This is a genomic window from Ramlibacter sp. GCM10027632 (assembly GCF_042675325.1).
GTDB lineage: Bacteria > Pseudomonadota > Gammaproteobacteria > Burkholderiales > Burkholderiaceae_C > Ramlibacter.
Window position 1 is genome coordinate 34,375 of sequence record NZ_JBHTGW010000003.1, and the last position, 24,164, is coordinate 58,538.

Below are 24,164 nucleotides of genomic sequence, written 5' to 3' on the forward strand. Positions count from 1 at the left end.
CGGTGCCGGTGCTCTAGCCTACAGCATTGCACGCACCGTGGCACCGTTGCCGTCGCAACCGCGCATCCTCAGCGAGCCGCCCGCCAGTTCGCAGCGCTCTTGCAGGGCCTGTAGCTCTCCGCTCGCCGCGGCGGGCGCGTGGCCGCCACAGGTGCTGACGGCGACCGCCAGCCGGTGGCCCGGCAGGAAGCGCAGGCGCACGCGCAGCTGGCGGGCGCCGGACCCGCTCACGGCCTGGCGCACCGCCTCGCGCACCACGCGTACTGCCAGCGGGGCCCGGTCGCCCAGGTCGCCGTCCTGCGCGCCCCGGGTGCTGACCGACCAGGGGATGCCGGCCGGTCCGGCCAGTTCCTGCACCGCCGTCTCGACGGTGGTGGCCAGGCCCAGCAGGTTGAGCTGGGCCGGCCGCAGGGCGAAGGACAGGGTCTTGAGCTGGTCGACCACGCCCTGGGCCATCGAGAGGGCGATGTCGGTGTGGGCGTTGGCCTTGTCTGCATCCTTGAGCTGCCGCGCGGCGTGCAGGTGGAGCATCATCCCGGCCATGGCCTGGCCCAGGCTGTCGTGGAGTTCGCGGGCCAGCCGGGCGCGTTCGTCCTCCTGGGCGGCCACCAGGCGCGCCGACATCTCGCGCAGGCGCGCATGGGCGGTGGCGAGCTCGGCGGCGAGGCGGGCCTGCTCGCGGGCGCGGGCGCGGGCCTCCAGCACCCGGTCGATGACCTGGGGCAGGGTGGCCAGCCGGTCCTTGGTGACGTAGTCCTGGGCGCCCTGGCGCAGCAGGTCGACGGCGGCCTGCTCGCCGATGGCCCGCGTCACCACGACCAGGGGGGGCGGATCGTCGCGCGCCTGCAGCATCTTCAGTGCGGCCACCGGCGAAAAGCGGGGCAGGTGGTAGTCGCACAGGACCAAGTCGACCGGCTGCTCGAGGGCGGCCGCGAACGCCTCGGCTTCCTCGACACGCTGGACCAGCCAGGCCCGCGCGGGCGCGGCCCGCTCCAGCGCGAGCTGGAGCAGTTCGATGTCGTCGGCGTTGTCGTCGACACAGAGCAGGCGGGTCGTCCTTGCGCTTGCGTAGGTCATTGTGATTATTGTTGGGGCGATGAACCACTGAGCACGCCCCGAACGTAGCCGGATATTTCCGAGTCAATTTAAGGAATTTCCTTAACCCGGCCGCACTGGGCCGCGAGCGTGTCAGTTCGAGGAAAGCGGCGGCGGCTGAAATAATCGCCCGCATGTTGCTAGACCCCGACGACTCCCAATTGCTGCTGGTCGACTACCAGCAGAAGCTCATGCCCGCGATGCACGACGCCGCGGGCGCGCTGGCCAATGCGCGCCGGCTCGCCCTGATCGCCCAGGCGCTCGAAGTGCCGTGCTTCGCCACCGAACACAACCCGCAGGGCCTGGGGCCCACCGTGCCCGAGCTGCGGCCGCTGGCCGGCCAGGTCCTGACCAAGATGGATTTCAGCGCCGCCGGCGTCGCGCTGCCGCGCCTTCGCCCGCCGGCCCGGCCGCAGCAGGGCGGCAACGTGCGCAGCCTGCCCAAGCACCTGCGCAAGCCGGCCGAGCCGGCCGCCACGCGCGAGGCCATCGTGCTGGCCGGCTGCGAGGCCCATGTCTGCCTGCTGCAGACGGCCCTCGAGCTGATCGAGGAAGAACTCGAGGTCTGGGTCGTCACCGACGCCTGCACCTCGCGCACCGAGCGCAATCGCGATGCCGCCTTCGACCGCCTGGCTGGTGCCGGCGCGGAGCTGGTCACCACCGAGATGGTGGCCTTCGAGTGGCTGCGGTCCGCCGAGCATCCGCTGTTCAAGGAGGTGCTCGGGTGGATCAAATGACCTGAATTTCAACTTCCAGAGTGAGGAGACGGAGAAGATGACGTACGAGGAGTTCTACCGGCAGTCGGTCGAGCAGCCTGAGGCCTTCTGGGCCGAGCAGGCCAAGCTGATCGACTGGCAGACCCCGCCGCAGCGGATCCTGGACAACGACAAGGCGCCGTTCACGCGCTGGTTCGTGGGGGGCAAGACCAACCTGTGCCACAACGCCGTCGACCGTCACCTCCCGGATCGCGCGGACCAGCCCGCGCTGATCCACGTCTCCACCGAGACCGGCATCGAGGAAACCTACAGCTTCGCGCAGCTGCACGAGAAGGTGCAGCTGGCCGCGGCCATGCTGAAGAAGCTCGGGGTGGGGCAGGGCGACCGCGTCCTGATCTACATGCCCATGATCCCCGAGGCCGTGTTCGCCATGCTGGCGTGCGCGCGCATCGGCGCCATCCACTCGGTGGTGTTCGGCGGCTTCGCCTCGGTCTCGCTGGCCACCCGCATCGAGGACGCCTCGCCCAAGGTCATCGTCAGCGCCGACGCCGGCTCGCGCGGCGGCAAGGTCGTGCCTTACAAGCCGCTGCTCGACGAGGCGATCCGCCTGTCCAGCCACAAGCCCGAGTCGGTGCTGATGGTCGACCGCGGCCTGTCGCCGTTCGAATCCACCACCGGCCGCGACGTGGCCTGGGCCGCGCTGTCCGCCGAGTGCGCCGGTACCGCTGTGCCCTGCGCCTGGGTCGATGCCACCGAGATCAGCTACACCATGTACACCAGCGGCACGACCGGCAAGCCCAAGGGCGTGCAGCGTGACGTCGGCGGCTACGCCGTGGCCCTGGCCTCCAGCATGAAGCACATCATGATGGGCGAGGCCGGCGGCACCTACTTCTGCACCAGCGACATCGGCTGGGTGGTGGGCCACAGCTACATCGTGTACGGCCCGCTGATCGCGGGCATGGCCACCATCCTATACGAGGGCCTGCCGATCCGCCCGGATGCCGGCATCTGGTGGAGCCTGGTCGAGAAGTACAAGGTCAGCGTGATGTTCAGCGCGCCCACCGCGGTGCGGGTGCTGAAGAAGCACGACCTGAGCTTCATGAAGAAATACGACCTGTCCAGCCTCAAGGCGCTGTTCCTTGCCGGCGAGCCGCTGGACGAGCCCACCGCCCGCTGGATCAACGACGCGCTGGGCGTGCCCATCATCGACAACTACTGGCAGACCGAGACCGGCTGGCCGATCCTCACCATCGCCAACGGCGTGGAGAAGAAGCGCTCCAAGTTCGGCAGTCCCGGCGTGCCCATGTTCGGCTGGCGCGCCAAGGTGGTCGACGAGTCCACCGGCGAGGAGCTGAAGGCGCCGAACCAGAAGGGTGTGGTGGTGATCGAGTCCCCCACGCCCCCGGGCTTCATGCAGACGATCTGGCGCGATGACGCCCGCTTCGTCAAGACCTACTGGGAATCCATCCCCGGCAAGATGCTTTACAGCACCTTCGACTGGGGCATCCGCGACGAGGACGGCTACTTCTTCATCCTGGGCCGCACCGACGACGTGATCAACGTCGCCGGACACCGCCTGGGCACCCGCGAGATCGAGGAGAGCATCTCCAGCCACTCGGCCGTCGCCGAGGTGGCGGTGGTGGGCGTGGCCGACCAGGTCAAGGGCCAGGTGGCCATGGCCTTCGCCGTGCTGCGTGACCCCGCGGCCTTCCCGGACGACGCGGCGAAGCTGAAGCTGGAAGGCGACATCATGAAGGTCGTCGACGGCCAGCTCGGCGCGGTGGCCCGCCCCGCGCGGGTGCGTTTCGTGACGCTGCTGCCCAAGACCCGCAGCGGCAAGCTCCTGCGCCGCGCCATCCAGGCCGTGTGCGAGGGGCGCGACCCGGGCGACCTCACCACCATCGAGGACCCGTCCACCCTGCAGCAGATCAAGGACCTCGTCCAGGCAGGCTGATACGCCATTCGTGCTAATCGCGTGCGGTGGATGCCGCACTGGTGTCGCACGAAGGCAAACCGAAGTTGCGCGCAAAGGCCGCGTTCGATGGCACAATCGCGCGGCAACTTCGGTTCCTTCCAGCCACAGTCGCATCCGCCAACCGGTTCAGCCGTGTCGCGGAAGGTTTTCTTAACCAGCTCAATGCTCCCTGAAGGGGAGCGGAAAGTAGCGCACCATGAGTGAGACGAACAACGTCTACGCCGCGTACAACGGCAACTCCTATCTCTTCGGGGGCAACGCGCCCTATGTCGAAGAGATGTATGAAAACTACCTGGCCAATCCCGGCAGCGTGCCCGACACCTGGCGCGAGTACTTCGACGCGCTGCAGAACGTGCCCGCGGTCGACGGCTCCGATGCCAAGGACGTCCCCCACCTGCCGGTGATCAACGCCTTCGCCGAGCGCGCCAAGGCCGGTGGCACCAAGACGGTGATGGCCAGCGAAGACGCCGAGATGGGCCGCAAGCGCACCGCGGTGCAGCAGCTGATCGCCGCCTACCGCAACGTGGGCCAGCGCTGGGCCGACCTGGACCCCCTCAAGCGCACCGAGCGCCCCGCCATTCCCGAGCTCGAGCCGTCGTTCTACGGCCTCAAGGATGCCGACCAGGAAGTGGTGTTCGACACCAGCAACACCTTCTTCGGCAAGGACAAGATGTCCCTGCGCGAGCTGCTGAACGCGCTGCGCGAGACCTACTGCGGAACCGTCGGCGCCGAGTACATGTTCATCACCGACCAGACGCAGAAGCGCTGGTGGCAGCAGAAGCTGGAGGCGATCCGCAGCAAGCCGTCCTTCAGCGCCGAGCGCAAGAAGGCCATCCTGGAGCGCCTGACGGCCGCCGAGGGCCTGGAGCGCTACCTCCACACCAAGTACGTCGGCCAGAAGCGCTTCTCGCTCGAGGGCGGCGAGAGCTTCATCGCCGCGATGGACGAACTGATCCAGTCCGCCGGCGAGAAGGGCGTGCAGGAAATCGTCATCGGCATGGCCCACCGCGGCCGCCTGAACGTGCTGGTGAACACCCTGGGCAAGATGCCCGGCGACCTGTTCGCCGAGTTCGACCACACCGCCCCCGAGGACCTGCCCGCCGGTGACGTGAAGTACCACCAGGGCTTCAGCTCCGACGTCTCCACCCGTGGCGGCCCGGTCCACCTGAGCCTGGCCTTCAACCCCTCGCACCTGGAGATCGTGAACCCGGTGGTCGAGGGCAGCGTGCGCGCCCGCATGGACCGCCGCGGCGATGCCCAGGGCAAGCAGGTGCTGCCTGTGCTGGTGCACGGTGACGCGGCCTTCGCCGGCCAGGGCGTGAACCAGGAAACCCTGGCGCTGGCCCAGACCCGCGGCTACACCACCGGCGGCACGGTCCACATCATCATCAACAACCAGATCGGCTTCACCACCTCCGATCCGCGCGACCTGCGCTCCACCCTGTACTGCACCGACATCGTCAAGGGCGTCGAGTCCCCGGTGCTGCACGTCAACGGCGACGATCCCGAAGCCGTGGTGCTGGCCACCCAGCTGGCCCTCGAGTACCGCATGGAGTTCGCCAAGGACGTGGTGGTCGACATCATCTGCTTCCGCAAGCTGGGCCACAACGAGCAGGACACCCCGAGCCTGACCCAGCCGCTGATGTACAAGAAGATCTCGGCCCACCCCGGCACCCGCAAGCTGTACGGCGACCGCCTGGTCACCCAGGGCGTGCTGCCCGCCGACGGCCCGGACGCCATGGTCAAGACCTACCGCGCCGCCATGGACGCCGGCAAGCACACGGTCGACCCGGTGCTGACCAACTTCAAGAGCAAGTACGCCGTCGACTGGTCGCCGTACCTGAACAAGAAGTGGACCGACGCCTGCGACACCTCGATCCCGCTGACCGAGTGGAAGCGCCTGGCCGAGAAGATCACGACCATCCCGTCCACCGTCACCCCGCACACCCTGGTGAAGAAGGTCTATGACGACCGCGCCGCCATGGGCCGCGGCGAGGTCAACGTGGACTGGGGCATGGGCGAGCACATGGCCTTCGCTTCGCTGGTCGCCTCCGGCTACGGCGTGCGCCTGTCCGGCGAGGACTGCGGCCGCGGCACCTTCACGCACCGCCATGCCGTGATCCACGACCAGAACCGCGAGAAGTGGGACGTGGGCACCTACGTGGCGCTGGAGAACGTGGCCGAGAACCAGGCCCCGTTCGTGGTCATCGACTCCATCCTGTCCGAAGAGGCGGTGCTGGGCTTCGAGTACGGCTACGCCTCCAACGACCCCAACACCCTGGTGATCTGGGAAGCCCAGTTCGGCGACTTCGCCAACGGCGCCCAGGTGGTGATCGACCAGTTCATCGCCTCCGGCGAAGTGAAGTGGGGCCGCGTCAACGGTCTGACCCTGATGCTGCCGCACGGCTACGAAGGCCAGGGCCCCGAGCACAGCTCGGCCCGCCTGGAGCGCTTCATGCAGCTGGCCGCCGACACCAACATGGGCATCGTCCAGCCGACCACGGCCAGCCAGATCTTCCACGTCCTGCGTCGCCAGATGCTGCGTGACCTGCGCAAGCCGCTGATCATCATGACGCCCAAGTCCCTGCTGCGTAACAAGGACGCGACCTCGCCGCTGTCCGAGTTCACCAAGGGCTCGTTCCAGACCGTCATCCCCGAGAACAAGGAGCTCAAGGCCGACAAGGTCAAGCGCGTCATCGCCTGCTCGGGCAAGGTCTACTACGACCTGGTCAAGAAGCGTGAGGAGAAGGGCGCCGACGACGTCGCCATCATCCGCATCGAGCAGCTCTATCCGTTCCCGCACAAGGCCTTCGCCGCGGAGCTGAAGAAGTACCCGAACGCCACCGACATCGTGTGGTGCCAGGACGAGCCGCAGAACCAGGGCGCCTGGTTCTTCATCCAGCACAACATCCACGAGAACATGCTGGACGGCCAGAAGCTGGGGTATGCCGGCCGCGCCGCCTCCGCGTCGCCCGCCGTGGGTTACTCGCACCTGCACCAGGAGCAGCAGAAGGCGCTGGTCGACGCCGCCTTCGCCAAGCTCAAGGGCTTCGTGCTGACCAAGTAACCCGCCTCCGAACGAACATCCAAGGAATAGAACTCAAATGGCTATCGTTGAAGTCAAAGTCCCGCAACTGTCCGAATCGGTCGCGGAAGCCACCCTGCTGCAGTGGAAGAAGAAGGCCGGTGAGGCCGTCGCCCAGGACGAGATCCTGATCGAAATCGAGACCGACAAGGTCGTGCTCGAGGTGCCGGCGCCCGCCGCCGGCGTGCTCGGCGAGATCGTCGTCGCCGATGGCGGCACCGTGGTCTCCGATCAGCTGATCGCCAAGATCGACACCGAAGGCAAGGCCGGCGCCGCTGCGCCCGCCGCCGCTGCCCCGGCCCCCGCCGCGGCCGCTGCCGCACCTGTCGCTGCGGCCCCTGCCGCGACCGGTGGCGCCATGGCCGGCGTGGCCATGCCCGCCGCCGCCAAGCTGATGGCCGACAACAACCTCGCCGCCGGCTCCGTGGCAGGTTCCGGCAAGGACGGCCGTGTCACCAAGGGCGACGTGCTGGCCGCCGTGGCCGGTGGCGCCAAGGTCGCCGCCTCGGTGCCGGTCTCCGTGGCTCCCAAGGCCTCGCTGCCCCAAGTGGCTGCCCCGGCCGTCCTGGACCTGGGCAACCGCCCCGAGCAGCGCGTGCCCATGACCCGCCTGCGCGCCCGCGTCGCCGAGCGCCTGCTGCAGTCCCAGGCCACCAACGCCATCCTGACCACCTTCAACGAAATCAACATGGCCCCGGTCATGGAGATGCGCAAGCGCATGCAGGAGCGTTTCGAGAAGGAACACGGCGTCAAGCTGGGCTTCATGTCCTTCTTCGTGAAGGCCGCCGTCCACGCGCTGAAGAAGTTCCCGGTGCTGAACGCCTCGGTCGACGGCAACGACATCGTCTACCACGGCTACTTCGACATCGGCATCGCCGTGGGTTCGCCCCGCGGCCTGGTGGTGCCGATCCTGCGCAACGCCGACCAGATGTCCTTCGCCGACATCGAGAAGAAGATCGCCGAGTTCGGCCAGAAGGCCAAGGACGGCAAGCTGGGCATCGAGGAGATGACCGGGGGCACGTTCTCCATTTCCAACGGCGGCACCTTCGGCTCGATGATGTCCACCCCCATCATCAACCCGCCCCAGTCGGCCATCCTGGGCGTGCACGCCACCAAGGACCGCGCCGTGGTCGAGAACGGCCAGGTCGTGGTTCGCCCGATGAACTACTTCGCCATGTCCTATGACCACCGCATCATCGACGGCCGCGAAGCCGTGCTGGGCCTGGTGGCCATGAAGGAGGCGCTGGAAGACCCGGCCCGCCTCCTGTTCGACATCTAAGGCATACGCCAGTGGACGCGGCCTTCAGGGCCGCGTCCCTTTTGAGGCATCCAGGAAGAATCACCATGAGCAAACAATTCGACGTCGTCGTCATCGGCGGCGGCCCCGGCGGCTACATCGCGGCGATCCGCGCCGCGCAACTCGGTTTCAACGTCGCCTGTATCGACGAGTGGAAGAACGACAAGGGCGGCCCGGCCCCCGGCGGCACCTGCACCAACGTCGGCTGCATCCCCTCCAAGGCCCTGCTGCAATCGTCCGAGCACTTCGAGCACGCCAACCTGCACTTCGCCGACCACGGCATCTCCGTCAAGGACGTGAAGATGGACGTCGCGAAGATGATCGCCCGCAAGGACGCGGTCGTGAAGCAGAACAACGACGGCATCCTGTACCTGTTCAAGAAGAACAAGGTCACCTTCTTCCACGGCCGCGGCTCCTTCGTGAAAGCCGCCGAAGGCGCCAACGAGATCAAGGTCACCGGCGCCACCGAGGAGACCCTGGTCGCCAAGCACGTCATCATCGCCACCGGCTCCAACGCCCGTGCGCTGCCCGGCGTGCCCTTCGACGAGAAGAACGTGCTGTCCAACGACGGCGCGCTGCGCGTGGGCGCCGTGCCCAAGAAGCTGGTCCTGATCGGCTCTGGCGTGATCGGCCTGGAGATGGGCTCGGTGTGGCGCCGCCTGGGTGCGGACGTCACCATCCTGGAAGGCCTGCCCACGTTCCTGGGCGCGGTCGACGAGCAGATCGCCAAGGAAGCCAAGAAGGCCTTCGACAAGCAGGGCCTGAAGATCGAGCTGGGCGTGAAGGTCGGCGAGATCAAGAACGGCGCCAAGGGCGTGTCCGTGGCCTACACCAACGCCAAGGGCGAAGCCCAGAAGATCGACGCCGACAAGCTGATCGTCTCCATCGGCCGCGTGCCCAACACCATCGGCCTGAACGCCGAGGGCGTGGGCCTGCAGCTGGACGAGCGCGGCGCCGTCGTGGTCGATGCCGACTGCAAGACCAACCTGCCCGGCGTGTGGGCGGTGGGCGACGTGGTGCGCGGCCCGATGCTGGCGCACAAGGCGGAGGAAGAGGGCGTGGCGGTGGCCGAGCGCATCGCCGGCCAGCATGGCCACGTGAACTTCAACACCATCCCCTGGGTGATCTACACCAGCCCCGAGATCGCGTGGGTGGGCCGCACCGAGCAGCAGCTCAAGGCCGATGGCGTGAAGTACAAGGCCGGCACCTTCCCGTTCCTGGCGAACGGCCGTGCGCGCGCCCTGGGCGACACCACCGGCATGGTCAAGTTCCTGGCCGACGCCGCCACCGATGAAATCCTGGGCGTGCACATCGTCGGCCCCATGGCCAGCGAGCTGATCTCCGAGGCCGTGGTGGCGATGGAGTTCCGCGCCTCCAGCGAGGACATCGCCCGCATCTGCCACGCGCACCCCTCGCTGTCCGAGGCGACCAAGGAAGCCGCCTTGGCCGTCGACAAGCGCACGCTGAACTTCTAAGAAGCCGGTGTCCGCAGTCCCCAAGGCGTCCGGCGTCCGCGCGGCCTACGAGGCCGAACTCGCGGCGCGGGGTTACACCGCTGACCCCGCGCAGCTGAGGGCGGTGGACGCCCTGGAGCGGTGCGCCCTGGAATGGGCGCATTTCAAGGAGAAGCGCTCCAACGCGCTGAAGAAGCTGATCAACCGCCCCGCCATCCCGCGGGGCGTCTACATGTACGGCGGCGTCGGCCGCGGCAAGAGCTTCCTGATGGACTGCTTCTTCAATGCCGTGCCGCTGCGCCGCAAGACGCGCCTGCATTTCCACGAGTTCATGCGCGAGGTCCATCGCGAGCTCGCCGACATGCAGGGGACCGTCAACCCGCTGCAGGTGCTGGGTGAGCGCATTTCGAAGCGCTACCGCCTGATCTGCTTCGACGAGTTCCACGTCGCCGACATCACCGACGCGATGATCCTGCACCGGCTGCTGGACTCGCTGTTCGACAACGGCGTGGGCCTGGTCACCACCTCCAACTTCAAGCCCGACGAGCTGTACCCGAACGGGCTGCACCGTGACCGCATCCTGCCGGCCATCAAGCTCCTGAACGAAAAGCTGGAGGTCATCAACGTCGACAACGGCACGGACTACCGCCGCCGCACCCTCGAGCATGTGAAGCTGTACCACACGCCGCTGGGCCCGCAGGCCGACGCCGAGATGGATGCCGCGTTCACCGAGCTGGCCGAGAGCCACGACGAGGACCCGGTGCTGCACATCGAGAAGCGCGAGATCCAGGCCCGCCGCAAGGCCGGCGGGGTGGTGTGGTTCAACTTCAGGGCGCTGTGCGGCGGACCGCGGTCCATGAACGACTACCTGGAGATCGCCAGCCAGTTCCACACCGTGATGCTGTCGGACGTGCCGCACATGCCGGTGAACATGGCCTCCGAGGCCCGCCGCTTCACCTGGCTGGTGGACGTGCTGTACGACCGCCGGGTCAAGCTGGTGATGTCGGCCGCCGTGCCGCCCGAGCAGCTGTACACCGAAGGGCCCCTGTCGCATGAATTCCCGCGCACGGTCTCGCGCCTCAACGAGATGCAGTCCGCCGAGTTCCTCGCGGAGGAGCGCCGGGTGGTCGACACGCGGCTCACATGAAGTCCGTCCTCGCGATCGTGCTGCTGGCGCTGGGTGCCGGCGCGCTCGCGCAGGACCCCGCTTCGGAGAAGTCCCGCATCCAGGCCGAGCGCCGGCGCATCGAGGCCCAGCGGGCCTCGGAGGAGGCCGCCTGCCGCACGCGCTTCGCCGTCACCGACTGCCTCGAGGACGTCCGCCGGCGCTGGCGCGGCCCGCTGGCCGACCTGCGCCGCCAGGAAGTTGCCCTCGACGACGCCGAGCGCCAGCGGCGCGGCGCGCAGCAGCGCGCTGACGTCGAGCAGCGCCAGGCCGAGGCGCAGCAGGAGCAGGCGCAGCGCCGCGCGCGCGTCGCCTCCGAGCAGCGCGAGCGCGAGGAGCGCGCCGCGGCCAAGGCGGCAGGCCCCACCCCGGGCGGCGCGCCGCGGCCGCCCGCCGCGCCGGCCTCCGGTCCCCGCTTCACCCCGCAGCAGGAGGCGGAAAACGCCCGTGCCCGGGCGGCCCGCGTGGACAGCGCCCGCGAGCACAAGGAGGCGGTGCAGCGGCGGCAGGCCGAGCGCAAGCGGGAGGCGGCGCGGCCGCTGCCCGTGCCGCCCTGAGGCGGTGCCGCGGGCGGCTCAGTCCTCGATCCGCCCGACCTTCACGATCACCAGCGACAGGTTGTCGCCGGTGCCGCCCGCCCGGGCGCGGGCCTTGTCCACCAGGAAATGCGCCGCCTCGCGCGGCGGCAGGGAGTCCAGTGCCGCGGCCAGCTCCTGGGTGCTGAAGTAGTGCCACAGGCCGTCGCTGCAGGCCAGCAGCGTGTCGCCGGGAACGAGCTCCTCGATGCGGTGCAGGTCGGCCGGCGGGTCCTCCGGCGAGCCGAGGCAGCTCACCAGGATGTTCGACTGCGGATGGTTCAGCGCCTCCTCCTCGGAGAGCTCGCCGCGGTCCACCAGCGCCTGCACCCAGGAGTGGTCCCGCGTGCGCGCCTGGAGGCTGCGGCCGCGGAAGTGGTAGACGCGCGAGTCGCCGGCGTGGACCCAGTGGCAGCTGCGATCCGGCATGACCAGGAAGGCGGCGATGGTGCTGTGCGGCTCCTGCTCGGCGGAGATCGCGGTCAGCCGGATCACCATGTGCGATTCGCGCACCAGCTGGCGCATCAGGTCGGCCGGCTCGTCGTGCGTGGGGGTGAAGCGCTCGAACAGCTGCCGCGCCGTGAGCATGACCTGGTCGGAAGCCTTGCGCCCGCCGCTGCGGCCGCCCATGCCGTCGGCCACGACCGCCAGCAGGCATCCCGGCGTGCGCGGGTGGGTCAGGAGGGCGAGCTGGTCCTGCTGGTAGTCCCGGTCGCCCTTGTGCAGGCCGGTGGCCGCGGTGAGTCTGAGTCCTTGGGGCATGGAATGGCAGGGATTATTCCTGCCCTCACGGTATTATCAAGCGCCTTGGATACCAACCTGCATTCCCCTGAGCGACACCTGATCGAGCTGCGGATGGAGCACGCCGACCTGGATGCCCTGATCGACCGCGCCTGCCTGCAGGTCCCGACCGACGAACTGATGCTCCGGCGCCTGAAGAAGCGCCGGCTGGCCCTGCGGGACCAGATCGCGGTCCTCGAACTCCAGCTCGATCCCAAAGAGCCGGCATGACCGCCCGCAGGGGCGCCGCACCCCGATGAGTCTCGAGCAGGCCGTCCTGGAGGCCTTCACCGCCGGCGGCGCGCTCTCGCGCGCGGCGGACCATTTCCTGCCCCGGCCGGGCCAGACCGAGATGGCCCTGGCCGTCGCCCGCACCATCGAGCACGGCGGGGTGCTGGTGGTCGAGGCCGGCACCGGCGTCGGCAAGACCTTCTCCTACCTCGTGCCCGCGCTGCTCTCGGGCGAGCGGGTGCTGCTGTCCACCGCCACCAAGACCCTGCAGGACCAGCTGTATGGGCGCGACCTGCCGCGCCTGGTCGAGGCGCTGGGCCTGCCGGTGCGCACCGCGCTTCTCAAGGGGCGGGCCAGCTACCTGTGCCTGCACCGCATGCAGGCTGCGCGCGAGGACGCCATGCTCCCCGACCGCACCGCGGTGCGGACCCTGGCCAAGATCGAGGAGTGGTCGCAGGTCACCCGCACCGGCGACCTCGCCGAGCTGCCCGGGCTGGACGAACGCTCCGCGGTCATTCCCCTGGTCACCTCCACCCGCGAGAACTGCCTGGGCGCGCAGTGCCCGAAGTTCAACGCCTGCCACGTCAACGCCGCGCGGCGCGAGGCCCTGGCCGCGGACGTGGTCGTGATCAACCACCACCTGTTCTTCGCCGACCTGTCGGTGCGCGAGTCGGGCATGGCCGAACTCCTGCCCACGGTGCGGGTGGCGGTGTTCGACGAGGCGCACCAGCTCAATGAGACTGGCGTCCAGTTCCTCGGCACGCAGCTGTCGACCGGGCAGGTGCTGGACCTGTGCCGCGACCTCCTGGCCACCGGCCTGCAGCTCGCGCGCGGCCTGGTCGACTGGCAGCAGGTGGCGGCCCGCCTGGACCGCGCCGCGCGCGACCTGCGCCAGGCGGTGGCCCCCTCGGGGCCGGCCCTGCGCCTGGCATGGAACGGCGAGCACCCCGACACCGCCGACCCGCTCGCCTGGCCGCGGGCCCTCGAGACCCTGGCCGAGGCCTGCCACCAGGCCATGGATGCCCTCGACACCGTCACCGAGCTCGCCCCCGACTTCGTCCGGCTGCACGAGCGCTCGGCCTCGCTGGCGCAGCGCGCCGAGCGCTTCGCCGCGCCCTGTGCGCACGAGGCCGTGCGCTGGGCCGACGCCGGCCTGCAGCTGCGGCTGGTGGAGTCGCCGCTCGACATCGCGCAGGCGGTGCGCACCCGCCTGCTGAAGGTGGACGAGGAGGGCGGTGCGATGGCGACTTCCCGCGCCTGGGTCTTCACCTCCGCCACGCTGGGCGACGACGCGCGCCTGTCCTGGTTCACCGAACCCTGCGGCCTGCATGACGCCCAGGTGCTGCGGGTGGACAGCCCGTTCGACTACGCCCGGCAGGCCGCGCTGTACGTGCCCTCGCCCTTTCCCAAGCCCGCCGACCCGGCGCACCCGGGGCGGGTGGCGGCGCTGGCGATGGAGGGCGCACGCCGCCTGGGCGGGCGCACCATGGTCCTCACCACCACGCTGCGGGCGCTGCGCGCCATCGGCGACGCGCTGCAGGTGCGGCTGGATGGCGAGCTGGAGGTGCTGGTGCAGGGCCAGTGGCCCAAGCGGCGGCTGATCGAGCGGTTCCGCGAGGGGGCGACGCAGGGCCGTCCCGGGTGCGTGCTGGTGGCGTCGGCCTCGTTCTGGGAGGGGGTGGACATCCCCGGTGACGCGCTGGAGCTGGTGCTGATCGACAAGCTGCCGTTCCCGCCGCCCGGCGACCCGCTGGTGGAGGCGCGCTCCCAGCGGCTCGAGGCCACAGGCCGCAACGCCTTCAACGCCTACTACGTGCCCGAGGCGGCGGTGGCGCTCAAGCAGGGGGCGGGGCGGCTGATCCGCCGCGAGTCCGACCGCGGCCTGCTGGTGCTGTGCGACAGCCGCCTGGTCTCGATGGGGTATGGCCGGCGGCTGCTGGCGGCGCTGCCGCCGATGCGGCGCCTGTCGACGCCGGAGGATTACGCGGCGGCGCTCGACGCGCTGGCGCTCACCAGAGCTTCCACCACGGATCCTTGGGCGCCGTGACGGCGCCCGGGCCGCCGAGGTGGACGCTGGCCGGGAAGCTGGCGGCGAGCACGCGGCGGGTGTCGTCGGCCAGCTGGGTCAGCTTCAGGGCCTCGTAGGACTTGACCAGCAGGGCCAGGGCCTCCTCGACGGCGGGCACGTTCTGGTACTCGGAGACGGCGGCCTGGGCCCGGCTGATGGCGGCCACGTAGGCGCCGCGGCTGTAGTAGTAGCGGGCGACATGCACCTCGTACTGCGCCAGCGAGTTCACGATGTAGACGAGGCGGGCCTGGGCGTCGGGTGCGTACTTGGACTGGGGAAAGCGCGTCACCAGGTCCTTGAAGGCCTCGAAGGATTCCTTGGCGGCCTTCTGGTCACGCTCGGACAGGTCCTGGCGCGCGATCCAGGAGAACAGGCCGAGGTTGTCGTTGAAGTTCACCAGGCCCTTGAGGTACAGCGCGTAATCCACGCCGGGGCTGGCGGGGTGCAGGCGCATGAACCGGTCCAGCGTGGCGATGGCCTCGGCCGCGTCGCCGGCGCGCCACTGCGCGTAGGCCTTTTCCACCTGGGCCTGCTGCGCCAGCGGCGTGCCGGCGGCGCGGCCCTCGAGCTTTTCGTACAGCTGGATCGCCTTCTCGTAGGCGTTGGCCGCCATCTCGTCCTTGGCCTCGGCGTAGATGCGGTTCGGGCTCCAGTTGGCGGTCTTGTCGTCCGAGGTGGACGCGCACCCGGCCAGCAACGTGAGGCCGGCGGCCAGCAACAGGGCGGGGACCGCCGATAATTTCGCACGCAGCATCGCGCAGGCTTTCAAGAAAAAGGGCACTTTGATTATATCGACCGACCCCCTCGACACCGGGGAGGAAACGGCCTCCGGCGAGGCCCCGGACGCGGGCGCGGACAGCGAGATCCGGCCCTTTCGCATCGCCCCCGAATGGCACGGCCAGCGCCTGGACCGCGCGCTCGCCGCGCTGGTGCCGGAGTTCTCGCGCAGCTACCTGCAGCAGCTCGTGGAGGACGGCGCGGTGCGCATCGCCGGCCGGCCGGTCACACGCAGCGCGCAGAAGGTGCGGGCCGGCGACCTGGGCGAGGTGGAACTGCGCCCCACGCCGCAAAGCCAGGCCTTCGTGCCCGAGGCCATGGACCTGGACGTGGTGCACGAGGACGCCCACCTGCTCGTGGTGAACAAGCCCGCCGGCCTGGTGGTGCACCCTGCGCCCGGCAACTGGCGCGGCACCCTCCTCAACGGCCTGCTGGCGCGCGACCCGCGCGCCGCGCAGCTGCCGCGCGCCGGCATCGTGCACCGGCTCGACAAGGACACCAGCGGCCTGATGGTGGTGGCCCGCGACCGGGCGACGATGGAGGCGCTGGTGCGGCTGATCGCCGCGCGCGAGGTGTCGCGCCAGTACCTGGCGCTGGCCCACCGGCCCTGGTCGGGGCCGCAGGCGCGCGAGGTCGACGCGCCGATCGGCCGCGACCCGGCCAACCGGCTGCGCATGGCGGTGGTCGACCTGGCGCGCGACGCCGGCAAGCCGGCCCAGACCCTGTTCGAGCTCCTGGGCAATGCGGATACGGGCTGCCTGGTGCGTGCCAGCCTGCGCACCGGCCGCACCCACCAGATCCGCGTCCACATGGCCCACATCGGGCACCCGCTGGTGGCCGACACGCTGTACGGCGGTGCGCCCGCCGCGGGCCTGGCGCGGCAGGCTCTCCACGCCTTCCGGCTGGCCTTCACCCACCCGGCGACGGGCCAGCCGCTGGCCTTCCACGCCCCGTTGCCGGCGGACCTCGCGGCGGGCCTCGCCGCCTGGGGGCTGCGTTACAATGCCCCGGCGCTTTCGCCCTGACCCGCAAGGCGCCTGAGCGGCCCCGATCCCAGGCGGCCGACGCCCCGCGGGCAGCCCTCCCGCCACCCGGATGCCCGAGGCCCTCGCTCCTCGGCCCGCCGCGCCCCGCGGCACCTTCCTTCGTGACGCGAACATGAACACCTCGGATGCCAAGCGCGTCCTGGAAACGGCCCTGATCTGCTCGCACCAGCCGCTGACGCTGCGCGAGATGCGTACCCTGTTCGACGACGAGCTCGGCGCCGACACGGTCAAGGCCCTGTTGCAGGACCTGCAGGACGAATGGACGCCGCGCGGCGTGGAGCTGGTCAGCGTGGCCAGCGGCTGGCGCTTCCAGAGCCGTCCCGAGATGCGCGAGTACCTCGACCGCCTGCACCCCGAGAAGCCGCCCAAGTACACCCGCGCCGCGCTGGAGACGCTGGCCATCATCGCCTACCGCCAGCCGGTGACGCGCGGGGACATGGAGGACATCCGGGGCGTGACCATCAACTCCCTGATCCTCAAGCAGCTGGAGGACCGCGGCTGGGTGGAGGTCATCGGCCACCGGGAGGCCCCGGGCCGCCCCTCGCTGTATGCCACCACCCGCCAGTTCCTGGACGATTTGGGCCTGTCCTCGCTGGACCAGCTGCCCGAGCTGGAGAGCCCCTCCCACCAGGCCCAGCTGATGGCGCAGCTGGCCGGCGACGAGCCGCCCGCGCAGGGCGACCTGGGGCTGTCCGCGGAGGGCGGGCCCGAGGCCGTCGCGCCCGCCGGGACCGTCGAAGCCGCCCAGGCGCCCGAGCCCCAGGCCGCCGGCTCCGGTGCCGACCCGGCGCAGGCCGGCGCGCAGCTCGCGCTGGTCGATGCCGACGGCGACGAGGCCGCGCCCGACACCCCCGATAACCCTGAGACTGCGCGGGCCGCCGGGCCCGTGCCCGACGCGGAGCCTTCCGCGCCCGCGACCGAACCTGGAACACCATGACCGATACCCTGCCCGACGAGGGCTCCACGCCCGACCTGCCCGAGGCCGACTCCACGCCCGCCGCCGAAGCCGCGCCGGCCCAGCCTGCGGGCGCCGCGCCCGGCCAGCCGGCCGAGGCCGTGCGTTTCGAGGACGTGGTGTCCGGTGAGTTCGACGCCCAGGACGCGGCGGCCGACGACGCCGGCCCCGCCAAGCGCGTGCTCGCCCCCCAGGCCGACTCCCCCAAGCTGCACAAGGTGCTGGCCCAGGCCGGCCTGGGCTCGCGCCTGGAGATGGAGCAGCTGATCATGGAGGGCCGGATCTCGGTGAACAACGAGCCCGCCCACATCGGCCAGCGCATCCAGTGGGGCGACCAGATCAAGGTCAACGGCAAGCCGATCCGCGTGCGCATCGCGCCGCCGCCGGCCCGAGTGATCGCCTACCACAAGCCGGTGGGCGAGGTCGTCACCCATGACGACCCGCAGAATCGCCCGACCGTGTTCCGCAAGCTGCCGCGTCTGCAGCAGGGCAAGTGGCAGTCGGTCGGCCGCCTCGACCTGAACACCGAGGGCCTGCTGCTGTTCACCAGCTCGGGCGAGCTGGCCAACAAGCTGATGCACCCGCGCTTCGGCCTCGAGCGCGAGTACGCCGTGCGCGTGCTGGGCGCCCTGAGCAACGAGGAGAAGCAGAAGCTGCTCGACGGCGTCCAGCTGGACGACGGCCCGGCCGCCTTCGGCTCCATCGAGGACGGGGGCGGGGAGGGCGCCAACGCCTGGTACCGCGTCACCATCTCCGAGGGCCGCAACCGCGAGGTGCGCCGCCTGTTCGAGACCGTGGGCCATGCGGTCAGCCGCCTGATCCGCATCCGCTACGGCGCCATGGTGCTGCCGCGCGGCCTCAAGCGCGGCGCCTGGATGGAGCTGGACGAGCGTGACATCCGCGAGCTGATGAAGGCCGCGGGCGCCGAGGCGCCGGCCCGGGGCGAGGGCGGCGACGCCGCGCGCCGCGGCAAGCGCCCGCCGCCGGACCGCCGCGGCGGTCCCCAGGGCCGCAACCGGGGCGGCCAGCCCGGCGGCATGCCGCGCGACGGCGGCGGGCAGCAGCGCCGCGGCAAGGCGGGGGGCGGCGGTGCCGGCGCCGGTGGCGGCAAGTCCGGCGGCGGCCAGCCCGACCCGATGAAGACCTCCTTCGGCTACATCGGCGCCGACAGCTTCACCCGCCAGCGCCAGCAGGGCCCCGGCGGCCCGCGCGGCGGCGGCCAGGGCGGTGGTGGCGGCAATCGTCGCGGCCGCGGCCGCTAAGGTTTTTCCCCAAGGTTAAAATTGCGGGCTTTGCCGAACTTTCGGGTCCGCGGCAATTCCATTCATCCACGCTCAGGAAAGAAATCCAATGGCTATCGAACGCACCCTGTCCATCATCAAGCCCGACGCCGTCGCCAAGAACGTCATCGGCCAGATCTACTCCCGCTTCGAAGGCGCCGGCCTGAAGATCATCGCCGCCAAGATGGTGCACCTGTCGCGCGGCGAAGCCGAGCAGTTCTACGCCGTGCACAAGGCCCGCCCGTTCTTCAAGGACCTGGTGGACTTCATGGTCTCCGGCCCCGTCATGATCCAGGCCCTGGAAGGCGAGAACGCCATCGCCAAGAACCGTGACCTGATGGGCGCGACCGACCCGAAGAAGGCCGAGAAGGGCACCATCCGCGCCGACTTCGCCGACAGCATCGACGCCAACGCCGTGCACGGCTCCGACGCCCCCGAAACCGCCGCTGTGGAAGTTGCCTTCTTCTTCCCCGGCATGAACGTCTACTCGCGTTAATCCGCGGGCGACCGCAATGCAATGACGACGGCCAACCTTCTCGACTTCGACCTGGAGGGCTTGGCCGCGTTTTGCGAAACGCTGGGTGAGAAGCGCTTCCGCGCCACCCAGCTGTATCGCTGGATCCACCAGCGGGGCGCCTCCAGCTTCGACCAGATGACCGATCTGGCGAAGTCCCTGCGGGGCAAGCTCCAGACCGCCGCCCGCATCGAGGGCCTGCCGGTCATCACCCAACAAGAGTCTTCGGACGGCACCATCAAGTGGCTGTTCGACGTCGGCGGTGGCAATGCCGTCGAGTCCGTGTTCATCCCCGAGGACGACCGCGGCACGCTGTGCATCTCCTCCCAGGCCGGCTGCGCCGTGGGCTGCCGTTTCTGCTCCACCGGCCACCAGGGCTTTGCCCGCAACCTGAGCACCGGCGAGATCATTGCCCAGCTCTGGTTCGCCGAGCACTTCCTGCGCAAGCACCTGGGCACGAGCGAGCGCGTCATCTCCAACGTCGTGATGATGGGCATGGGCGAGCCGCTGCAGAACTACGCCGCCCTGGTGCCCGCGCTGCGCACCATGCTGGACGACCACGGCTACGGCCTGTCGCGCCGGCGCGTCACCGTCTCCACCTCGGGCGTCGTGCCGATGATGGACCGGCTGGCGCAGGACTGCCCGGTCGCCCTGGCGGTCTCCCTGCACGCGCCCACCGACCCGCTGCGCGACAACCTGGTGCCGCTCAATCGCAAGTACCCGCTGGCCGAACTGCTCGACGCCTGCAACCGCTACCTCGAGCACGCCCCGCGCGACTTCATCACCTTCGAGTACTGCATGCTCGAGGGCGTCAACGACCAGCCCGAGCACGCCCGCGCCCTGATCGACCTGGTGCGCCACCACGGCGGCCGCGGCGTGTCGTGCAAGCTGAACCTGATCCCGTTCAATCCCTTCCCGGCTTCCGGCCTGTCGCGCTCGCCGCAGAAACAGGTGCTCGCCTTCGCCAAGATGCTCAGCGATGCTGGTATCGTCACCACCGTGCGCAAGACACGAGGGGACGACATCGACGCCGCCTGTGGCCAGCTGGCCGGCGACGTCAAGGACCGCACCCGCGTGGGCGAGCGCATCGCGCAGCAGCGCACCGTGATGCTCAAGCCGGTGAAGGAGGGTTCTGCATGATCCGTCGCACGCGTACCGTGGCCCTGGTCCTGGGCCTGGCCGCGATCCTGGGCAGCCTGACCGGCTGCGGCAACGTCCCCCAGGGCGCGGGCGCCCGCAACGACCCGGTCACCGAGTCCGACGAATCTCCCGAGCGCCGCCGCGCCCGCATCCGCCTGGAGCTGGCCGTCGGCTACTTCGAGGAGGGCCGCACGCCGATCGCGCTCGACGAGATCAAGCAGGTGCTGGCCAGCGACCCGAGCTTCGCCCCGGCCTACAACCTGCGCGGCCTGATCTACATGCGCCTGGCCGACCTGCGCCAGGCCGAGGACAGCTTCCGCCGCGCCCTGGCCCTGGACTCGCGCGACGGCGACACCCTGCACAACTACGGCTGGCTCATGTGCCAGCAGGCGCGCCATGCCGAGGCCCTGCAGGCGTTCGAGCAGGCGCTGGCCAACCCCACCTACACCGGCCGCGCCAAGACCTTCATGGCCCAGGGCCTGTGCCTGGCCCGCGCCGGGCGCAATGGCGACGCCGAGCGCAGCCTCGCCCGCTCCTACGAGCTGGACGCGGCCAACCCGGTGACCGGCTACAACCTCTCGCGCCTGCTGCTCCTGCGCGGCGAGCTCGAGCGGGCCCAGTTCTACATCCGGCGCCTGAACAACAGCGAATTCGCGAATGCTGAATCGCTGTGGCTCGGCATCCGGGTCGAGCAGCGCATCGGCGACCGCGTCGCCATGCAGCAGCTCGGCGACCAACTCAGAAAACGCTACCCCCAGTCCCGAGAACTGGTGGCGTACGACCGTGGAGCCTTTGATGAATGATTCGGCCCAGGCCGACAACCTGACCCCCTCCGCCGCCAGCAGCACCTTCGGTGCGGGCGGCGCAGGCGCCATGCTGCGCGCGGCCCGCGAGGCCCAGGGCGTGCACGTGACGGCGCTGGCCGCGGCCCTCAAGGTCCCCAGCCGCCAGCTCGAGGCCCTCGAGTCCGACCGGCTCGACCAGCTGCCCGACCTGACCTTCGCCCGCGCGCTGACGGCCAGCATCTGCCGCCAGCTCAAGGTCGACCCGGCGCCGCTGCTCGCGGCCCTGCCGCAGGGCGCGCCGCACCTGCGCACCGACCGCGACTCGCTCAACGAGCGCTTCGAGGAACCGGGCGAGGTCGCCTCCGGCGGCTGGCGCGAGTGGCTGGGCCGCCCGCCGGTGCTGGTGGCGCTGGCCCTGCTCGTGGCCGCGGTGGTGCTGCTGGCGGTGCCGCTGCGCCGCGAGGCGCCGGTGACGTCCCCGGCCGCCTCCGCGCCGCAGCCCGCCGCCTCCGAGCCGGCCGCCACGGCGGGCCAGGTCTCCGAATCCGTCACGCCGGCCCTGCCGGCCGCCAGCACGCCCGGCCTCGCGGTCGAGACCGTCACGCCGGCGCTGCCCGCCGCCTCGAGGTGAGCATGGACCAGCCCTGCCTGCCCATCACCGCCGCCGCGCCCGCGCCGCGCCGCTCGCGCCAGGCGCGCATCGCCTGGGGCTCCCGCGTGGTCACGGTGGGCGGCGATGCGCCGGTGCGCGTGCAGTCGATGACCAACACCGACACGCAGGACGCCATCGCCACCGCGATCCAGGTCAAGGAGCTGGCCCAGGCCGGCTCCGAGGTCGTGCGCATCACGGTCAACACGCCCGAAGCCGCCCAGCAGGTGCCCTACATCCGCGAGCAGCTCGATCGCATGGGCATCGACGTGCCGCTGGTGGGCGACTTCCATTACAACGGCCATCGCCTGCTCACCGAGTTCCCGGCCTGCGCCGAGACGCTGTCCAAGTACCGCATCAACCCCGGCAACGTGGGCCGCGGCGACAAGAAGGACAAGCAGTTCGCGCAGATGGTCGAGGCCGCCATGCGCTGGGACAAGCCGGTGCGCATCGGCGTGAACTGGGGCAGCCTGGACCCCGACCTGCTCGCGCAGATGATGGACGACAACAGCCGCCGCGCGCAGCCCTGGGATGCCAAGGCCGTGATGTACGAGGCGCTGGTCACTTCCGCCATCGACTCGGCCAAGCTGGCCGAGTCCCTGGGCATGGACCCGAACCAGATCCTGCTGTCCTGCAAGGTCAGCGGCGTGCAGGACCTGATCTCCGTCTACCGCGCACTGGCCGCGCGCTGCGACTACGCCCTGCACCTGGGCCTGACCGAGGCCGGCATGGCCACCAAAGGCACGGTGGCGTCCAGCGTGGCCATGGGCATCCTGCTGCAGGAAGGCATCGGCGACACCATCCGGGTCTCGCTCACGCCGCAGCCGGGCGAGTCGCGCACGCAGGAGGTGGTGATCGCCTCCGAGATCCTGCAGGCCCTGGGCCTGCGCGTGTTCGTGCCCAGCGTCACCGCCTGCCCCGGTTGCGGGCGCACCACCAGCACCACCTTCCAGGAGCTGGCCAAGCAGATCGACGACTTCCTTCGCCTGCAGATGCCGGTGTGGCGCCAGCGCTACCCCGGCGTCGAGCAGCTCAAGGTGGCCGTCATGGGCTGCATCGTCAACGGCCCCGGCGAGAGCAAGCATGCCGACATCGGCATCAGCCTGCCCGGGACCGGCGAGGCCCCGGCCGCGCCCGTCTTCATCGACGGCCAGAAGGCCCTGACCCTGCGCGGCGAGGGCATCGCCGCCGAATTCCAGCAGATCGTCGAGAACTACATCGAGAAGCGCTTCGGCTCCGCCGGGGCGGCCTGATTTCCTTTCCATGACCGAGAAGAACAACAACGCCGCAAAGGCAACGCCCCTGGCCGCCGTCAAGGGCATGAACGACATCCTGCCGCCGGTCTCGGCGCAGTGGGAGTGGCTGGAGGACCGGGTGCGCTCGCTGATGGCGCGCTACGCCTACCGCAACATCCGCACCCCCATCGTCGAGCCGACCGCACTGTTCGTGCGCGGCCTGGGCGAGGTGACCGACATCGTCGAGAAGGAGATGTACTCCTTCGAGGACCGCCTCAACGGCGAGCAGCTCACGCTGCGCCCCGAGGCCACCGCCGGCGTGGTGCGCGCGGTCAACGAGCACAACATGCTCTACGACGGCGGCAAGCGGCTGTACTACATGGGCCCGATGTTCCGCCACGAGCGCCCGCAGCGGGGCCGCTACCGCCAGTTCCACCAGATCGGCGCCGAGGCCCTGGGCTTCGCCGGCCCCGACGTCGACGCCGAGATCATCCTGCTGGCCTGCGCCCTGTGGCGCGAGCTGGGCCTGACCGACTGGCGGCTGGAGCTGAACAGCCTGGGCCAGCCCGAGGAGCGCCGCCAGCACCGCGCCGAGCTGATCGCCTACCTGGAGCGCCACGCCGACCTGCTCGACGACGACGCGAAGCGCCGCCTGCATTCCAACCCGCTGCGCATCCTGGACACCAAGAACCCGGCGATGCAGGCGATGGTCGAGGGCGCGCCGCGCCTGATCGACTTCCTTGGCGAGCAGTCCCTGGCGCACTTCCATGGCGTCAAGGCCATCCTCGAAGCCAACGGCATCCCCTACACGGTAAACCCGCGCCTGGTGCGCGGCATGGACTACTACAACCTCACGGTGTTCGAGTTCGTGACCGACCGCCTGGGCTCCCAGGGCACCATCTGCGCCGGGGGCCGCTACGACTACCTGATCGGCCAGATCGGCGGCAAGCCTGCGCCGGCCGTGGGCTGGGCGCTGGGCGTGGAACGGGTGCTGGAGCTGCTGAAGGAGCAGGGCGCGCAGGCGCCGGCCCACGCGCCCGACGCCTATGCCATCGTCCCCGACGCCGCGGCCATGCCGCAGGTCCTCAGGCTGCTGCAGGCGCTGCGCGCCGCCGGCGTGAGCGTGCAGATGCACGCCGCCGGCGCCGAGGGCATGGGCAGCATGAAGTCCCAGTTCAAGAAGGCCGACGCCAGCGGTGCGCGCTATGGCCTGATCTTCGGCGGCGACGAGCTCGCCGCCGGCGAGGTCACCGTCAAGTCGCTGCGGGACGGCGCCGGCGCCCAGTCGCGCCAGCCGCTCGCCAGCCCGGCGGCCTGGGCCGCCAGCCTCAAGGCCTGAGGC

21 protein-coding genes are annotated in these 24,164 nt (G+C 70.2%); 18 read left to right on the forward strand and 3 right to left on the reverse strand.

All coding sequences use genetic code 11. The features are described 5' to 3' along the window. Nucleotides 1-18: 18 nt before the first annotated feature. Nucleotides 19-1,077 (reverse strand): histidine kinase, encoded by a 1,059-nt coding sequence (locus tag ACFQZY_RS06160; protein WP_377413976.1) that lies wholly within the window; start codon nt 1,075-1,077, stop codon nt 19-21. Nucleotides 1,078-1,229: 152 nt separating this feature from the next. Between ACFQZY_RS06160 and ACFQZY_RS06165 the strand changes: the two genes are divergently transcribed. The 7 genes from ACFQZY_RS06165 (at nt 1,230) to ACFQZY_RS06195 (ending at nt 11,344) form a co-directional block, all read left to right on the forward strand. After that, nucleotides 1,230-1,832 (forward strand): isochorismatase family protein, encoded by a 603-nt coding sequence (locus ACFQZY_RS06165; protein ID WP_377413979.1) that lies wholly within the window; start codon nt 1,230-1,232, stop codon nt 1,830-1,832. Beyond that, nucleotides 1,732-3,765: a propionate--CoA ligase gene (locus tag ACFQZY_RS06170; RefSeq protein ID WP_377414543.1), complete on the forward strand. Its 2,034-nt coding sequence runs from the start codon at nt 1,732-1,734 to the stop codon at nt 3,763-3,765. The genes ACFQZY_RS06165 and ACFQZY_RS06170 overlap by 101 nt, the downstream gene beginning before the upstream one ends. 217 nt (nt 3,766-3,982) lie before the next feature. Then, the gene (locus ACFQZY_RS06175; protein WP_377413982.1) at nt 3,983-6,853 is read left to right on the forward strand and encodes a 2-oxoglutarate dehydrogenase E1 component; all 2,871 of its coding nucleotides are present in this window, start codon (nt 3,983-3,985) and stop codon (nt 6,851-6,853) included. A gap of 37 nt (nt 6,854-6,890) precedes the next feature. Continuing rightward, complete coding sequence (gene odhB, locus ACFQZY_RS06180; RefSeq protein ID WP_377413985.1) at nt 6,891-8,150, forward strand: 2-oxoglutarate dehydrogenase complex dihydrolipoyllysine-residue succinyltransferase; 1,260 nt, start codon at nt 6,891-6,893, stop codon at nt 8,148-8,150. A 65-nt stretch (nt 8,151-8,215) separates the two neighbouring features. Then, a complete protein-coding gene (lpdA, locus tag ACFQZY_RS06185) occupies nt 8,216-9,643 on the forward strand; it encodes a dihydrolipoyl dehydrogenase (protein WP_377413988.1) in 1,428 nt (475 codons plus the stop codon). A 7-nt stretch (nt 9,644-9,650) separates the two neighbouring features. Next, nucleotides 9,651-10,769, forward strand: coding sequence for a cell division protein ZapE (gene zapE, locus ACFQZY_RS06190; RefSeq protein ID WP_377413991.1), 1,119 nt, complete (start codon nt 9,651-9,653; stop codon nt 10,767-10,769). Continuing rightward, the gene (locus ACFQZY_RS06195) at nt 10,766-11,344 is read left to right on the forward strand and encodes a hypothetical protein (protein WP_377413994.1); all 579 of its coding nucleotides are present in this window, start codon (nt 10,766-10,768) and stop codon (nt 11,342-11,344) included. The genes zapE and ACFQZY_RS06195 overlap by 4 nt, the downstream gene beginning before the upstream one ends. An 18-nt stretch (nt 11,345-11,362) precedes the next feature. On the opposite strand, the gene ACFQZY_RS06200 is transcribed toward ACFQZY_RS06195, so the two are convergent. Next, nucleotides 11,363-12,124, reverse strand: coding sequence for a PP2C family protein-serine/threonine phosphatase (locus tag ACFQZY_RS06200; RefSeq protein WP_377413997.1), 762 nt, complete (start codon nt 12,122-12,124; stop codon nt 11,363-11,365). Nucleotides 12,125-12,169: 45 nt separating this feature from the next. Here ACFQZY_RS06200 and ACFQZY_RS06205 point away from each other — a divergent pair, with 45 nt between their 5' ends. Together ACFQZY_RS06205 and ACFQZY_RS06210 are read left to right on the forward strand one after the other, a co-directional pair. Further along, nucleotides 12,170-12,373, forward strand: coding sequence for a YdcH family protein (locus ACFQZY_RS06205; RefSeq protein WP_377414000.1), 204 nt, complete (start codon nt 12,170-12,172; stop codon nt 12,371-12,373). Nucleotides 12,374-12,398: 25 nt separating this feature from the next. Continuing rightward, nucleotides 12,399-14,420: an ATP-dependent DNA helicase gene (locus ACFQZY_RS06210; RefSeq protein ID WP_377414002.1), complete on the forward strand. Its 2,022-nt coding sequence runs from the start codon at nt 12,399-12,401 to the stop codon at nt 14,418-14,420. On the opposite strand, the gene ACFQZY_RS06215 is transcribed toward ACFQZY_RS06210, so the two are convergent. Continuing rightward, on the reverse strand, nt 14,383-15,195 hold the full coding sequence (locus tag ACFQZY_RS06215) for an outer membrane protein assembly factor BamD (protein ID WP_377414004.1): 813 nt from the start codon (nt 15,193-15,195) through the stop codon (nt 14,383-14,385). The genes ACFQZY_RS06210 and ACFQZY_RS06215 overlap by 38 nt on opposite strands. 28 nt (nt 15,196-15,223) lie before the next feature. Here ACFQZY_RS06215 and ACFQZY_RS06220 point away from each other — a divergent pair, with 28 nt between their 5' ends. The 9 genes from ACFQZY_RS06220 to hisS all read left to right on the forward strand — a co-directional run bounded on the left by ACFQZY_RS06220 (nt 15,224) and on the right by hisS (nt 24,161). Further along, nucleotides 15,224-16,243, forward strand: coding sequence for an RluA family pseudouridine synthase (locus ACFQZY_RS06220; protein ID WP_377414006.1), 1,020 nt, complete (start codon nt 15,224-15,226; stop codon nt 16,241-16,243). 133 nt (nt 16,244-16,376) lie between these two features. Continuing rightward, nucleotides 16,377-17,201 (forward strand): SMC-Scp complex subunit ScpB, encoded by an 825-nt coding sequence (scpB, locus tag ACFQZY_RS06225; protein WP_377414008.1) that lies wholly within the window; start codon nt 16,377-16,379, stop codon nt 17,199-17,201. After that, nucleotides 17,198-18,481, forward strand: a complete 1,284-nt coding sequence (gene rluB, locus ACFQZY_RS06230) for a 23S rRNA pseudouridine(2605) synthase RluB (RefSeq protein WP_377414010.1) — start codon at nt 17,198-17,200, stop codon at nt 18,479-18,481. The genes scpB and rluB overlap by 4 nt, the downstream gene beginning before the upstream one ends. An 88-nt stretch (nt 18,482-18,569) precedes the next feature. After that, nucleotides 18,570-18,995: a nucleoside-diphosphate kinase gene (gene ndk, locus ACFQZY_RS06235; RefSeq protein ID WP_377414012.1), complete on the forward strand. Its 426-nt coding sequence runs from the start codon at nt 18,570-18,572 to the stop codon at nt 18,993-18,995. Between the two features lie 21 nt (nt 18,996-19,016). Further along, nucleotides 19,017-20,153, forward strand: a complete 1,137-nt coding sequence (gene rlmN / locus ACFQZY_RS06240; RefSeq protein WP_377414014.1) for a 23S rRNA (adenine(2503)-C(2))-methyltransferase RlmN — start codon at nt 19,017-19,019, stop codon at nt 20,151-20,153. After that, complete coding sequence (pilW, locus tag ACFQZY_RS06245; RefSeq protein ID WP_377414016.1) at nt 20,150-20,956, forward strand: type IV pilus biogenesis/stability protein PilW; 807 nt, start codon at nt 20,150-20,152, stop codon at nt 20,954-20,956. The genes rlmN and pilW overlap by 4 nt, the downstream gene beginning before the upstream one ends. Beyond that, nucleotides 20,949-21,569, forward strand: coding sequence for a helix-turn-helix domain-containing protein (locus ACFQZY_RS06250; RefSeq protein ID WP_377414019.1), 621 nt, complete (start codon nt 20,949-20,951; stop codon nt 21,567-21,569). Before pilW ends, ACFQZY_RS06250 begins: the two co-directional genes overlap by 8 nt. A gap of 2 nt (nt 21,570-21,571) precedes the next feature. Further along, nucleotides 21,572-22,840, forward strand: coding sequence for a flavodoxin-dependent (E)-4-hydroxy-3-methylbut-2-enyl-diphosphate synthase (gene ispG / locus ACFQZY_RS06255; RefSeq protein WP_377414021.1), 1,269 nt, complete (start codon nt 21,572-21,574; stop codon nt 22,838-22,840). A gap of 10 nt (nt 22,841-22,850) precedes the next feature. Continuing rightward, nucleotides 22,851-24,161, forward strand: coding sequence for a histidine--tRNA ligase (hisS, locus tag ACFQZY_RS06260; protein WP_377414023.1), 1,311 nt, complete (start codon nt 22,851-22,853; stop codon nt 24,159-24,161). Nucleotides 24,162-24,164 lie beyond the last annotated feature (3 nt).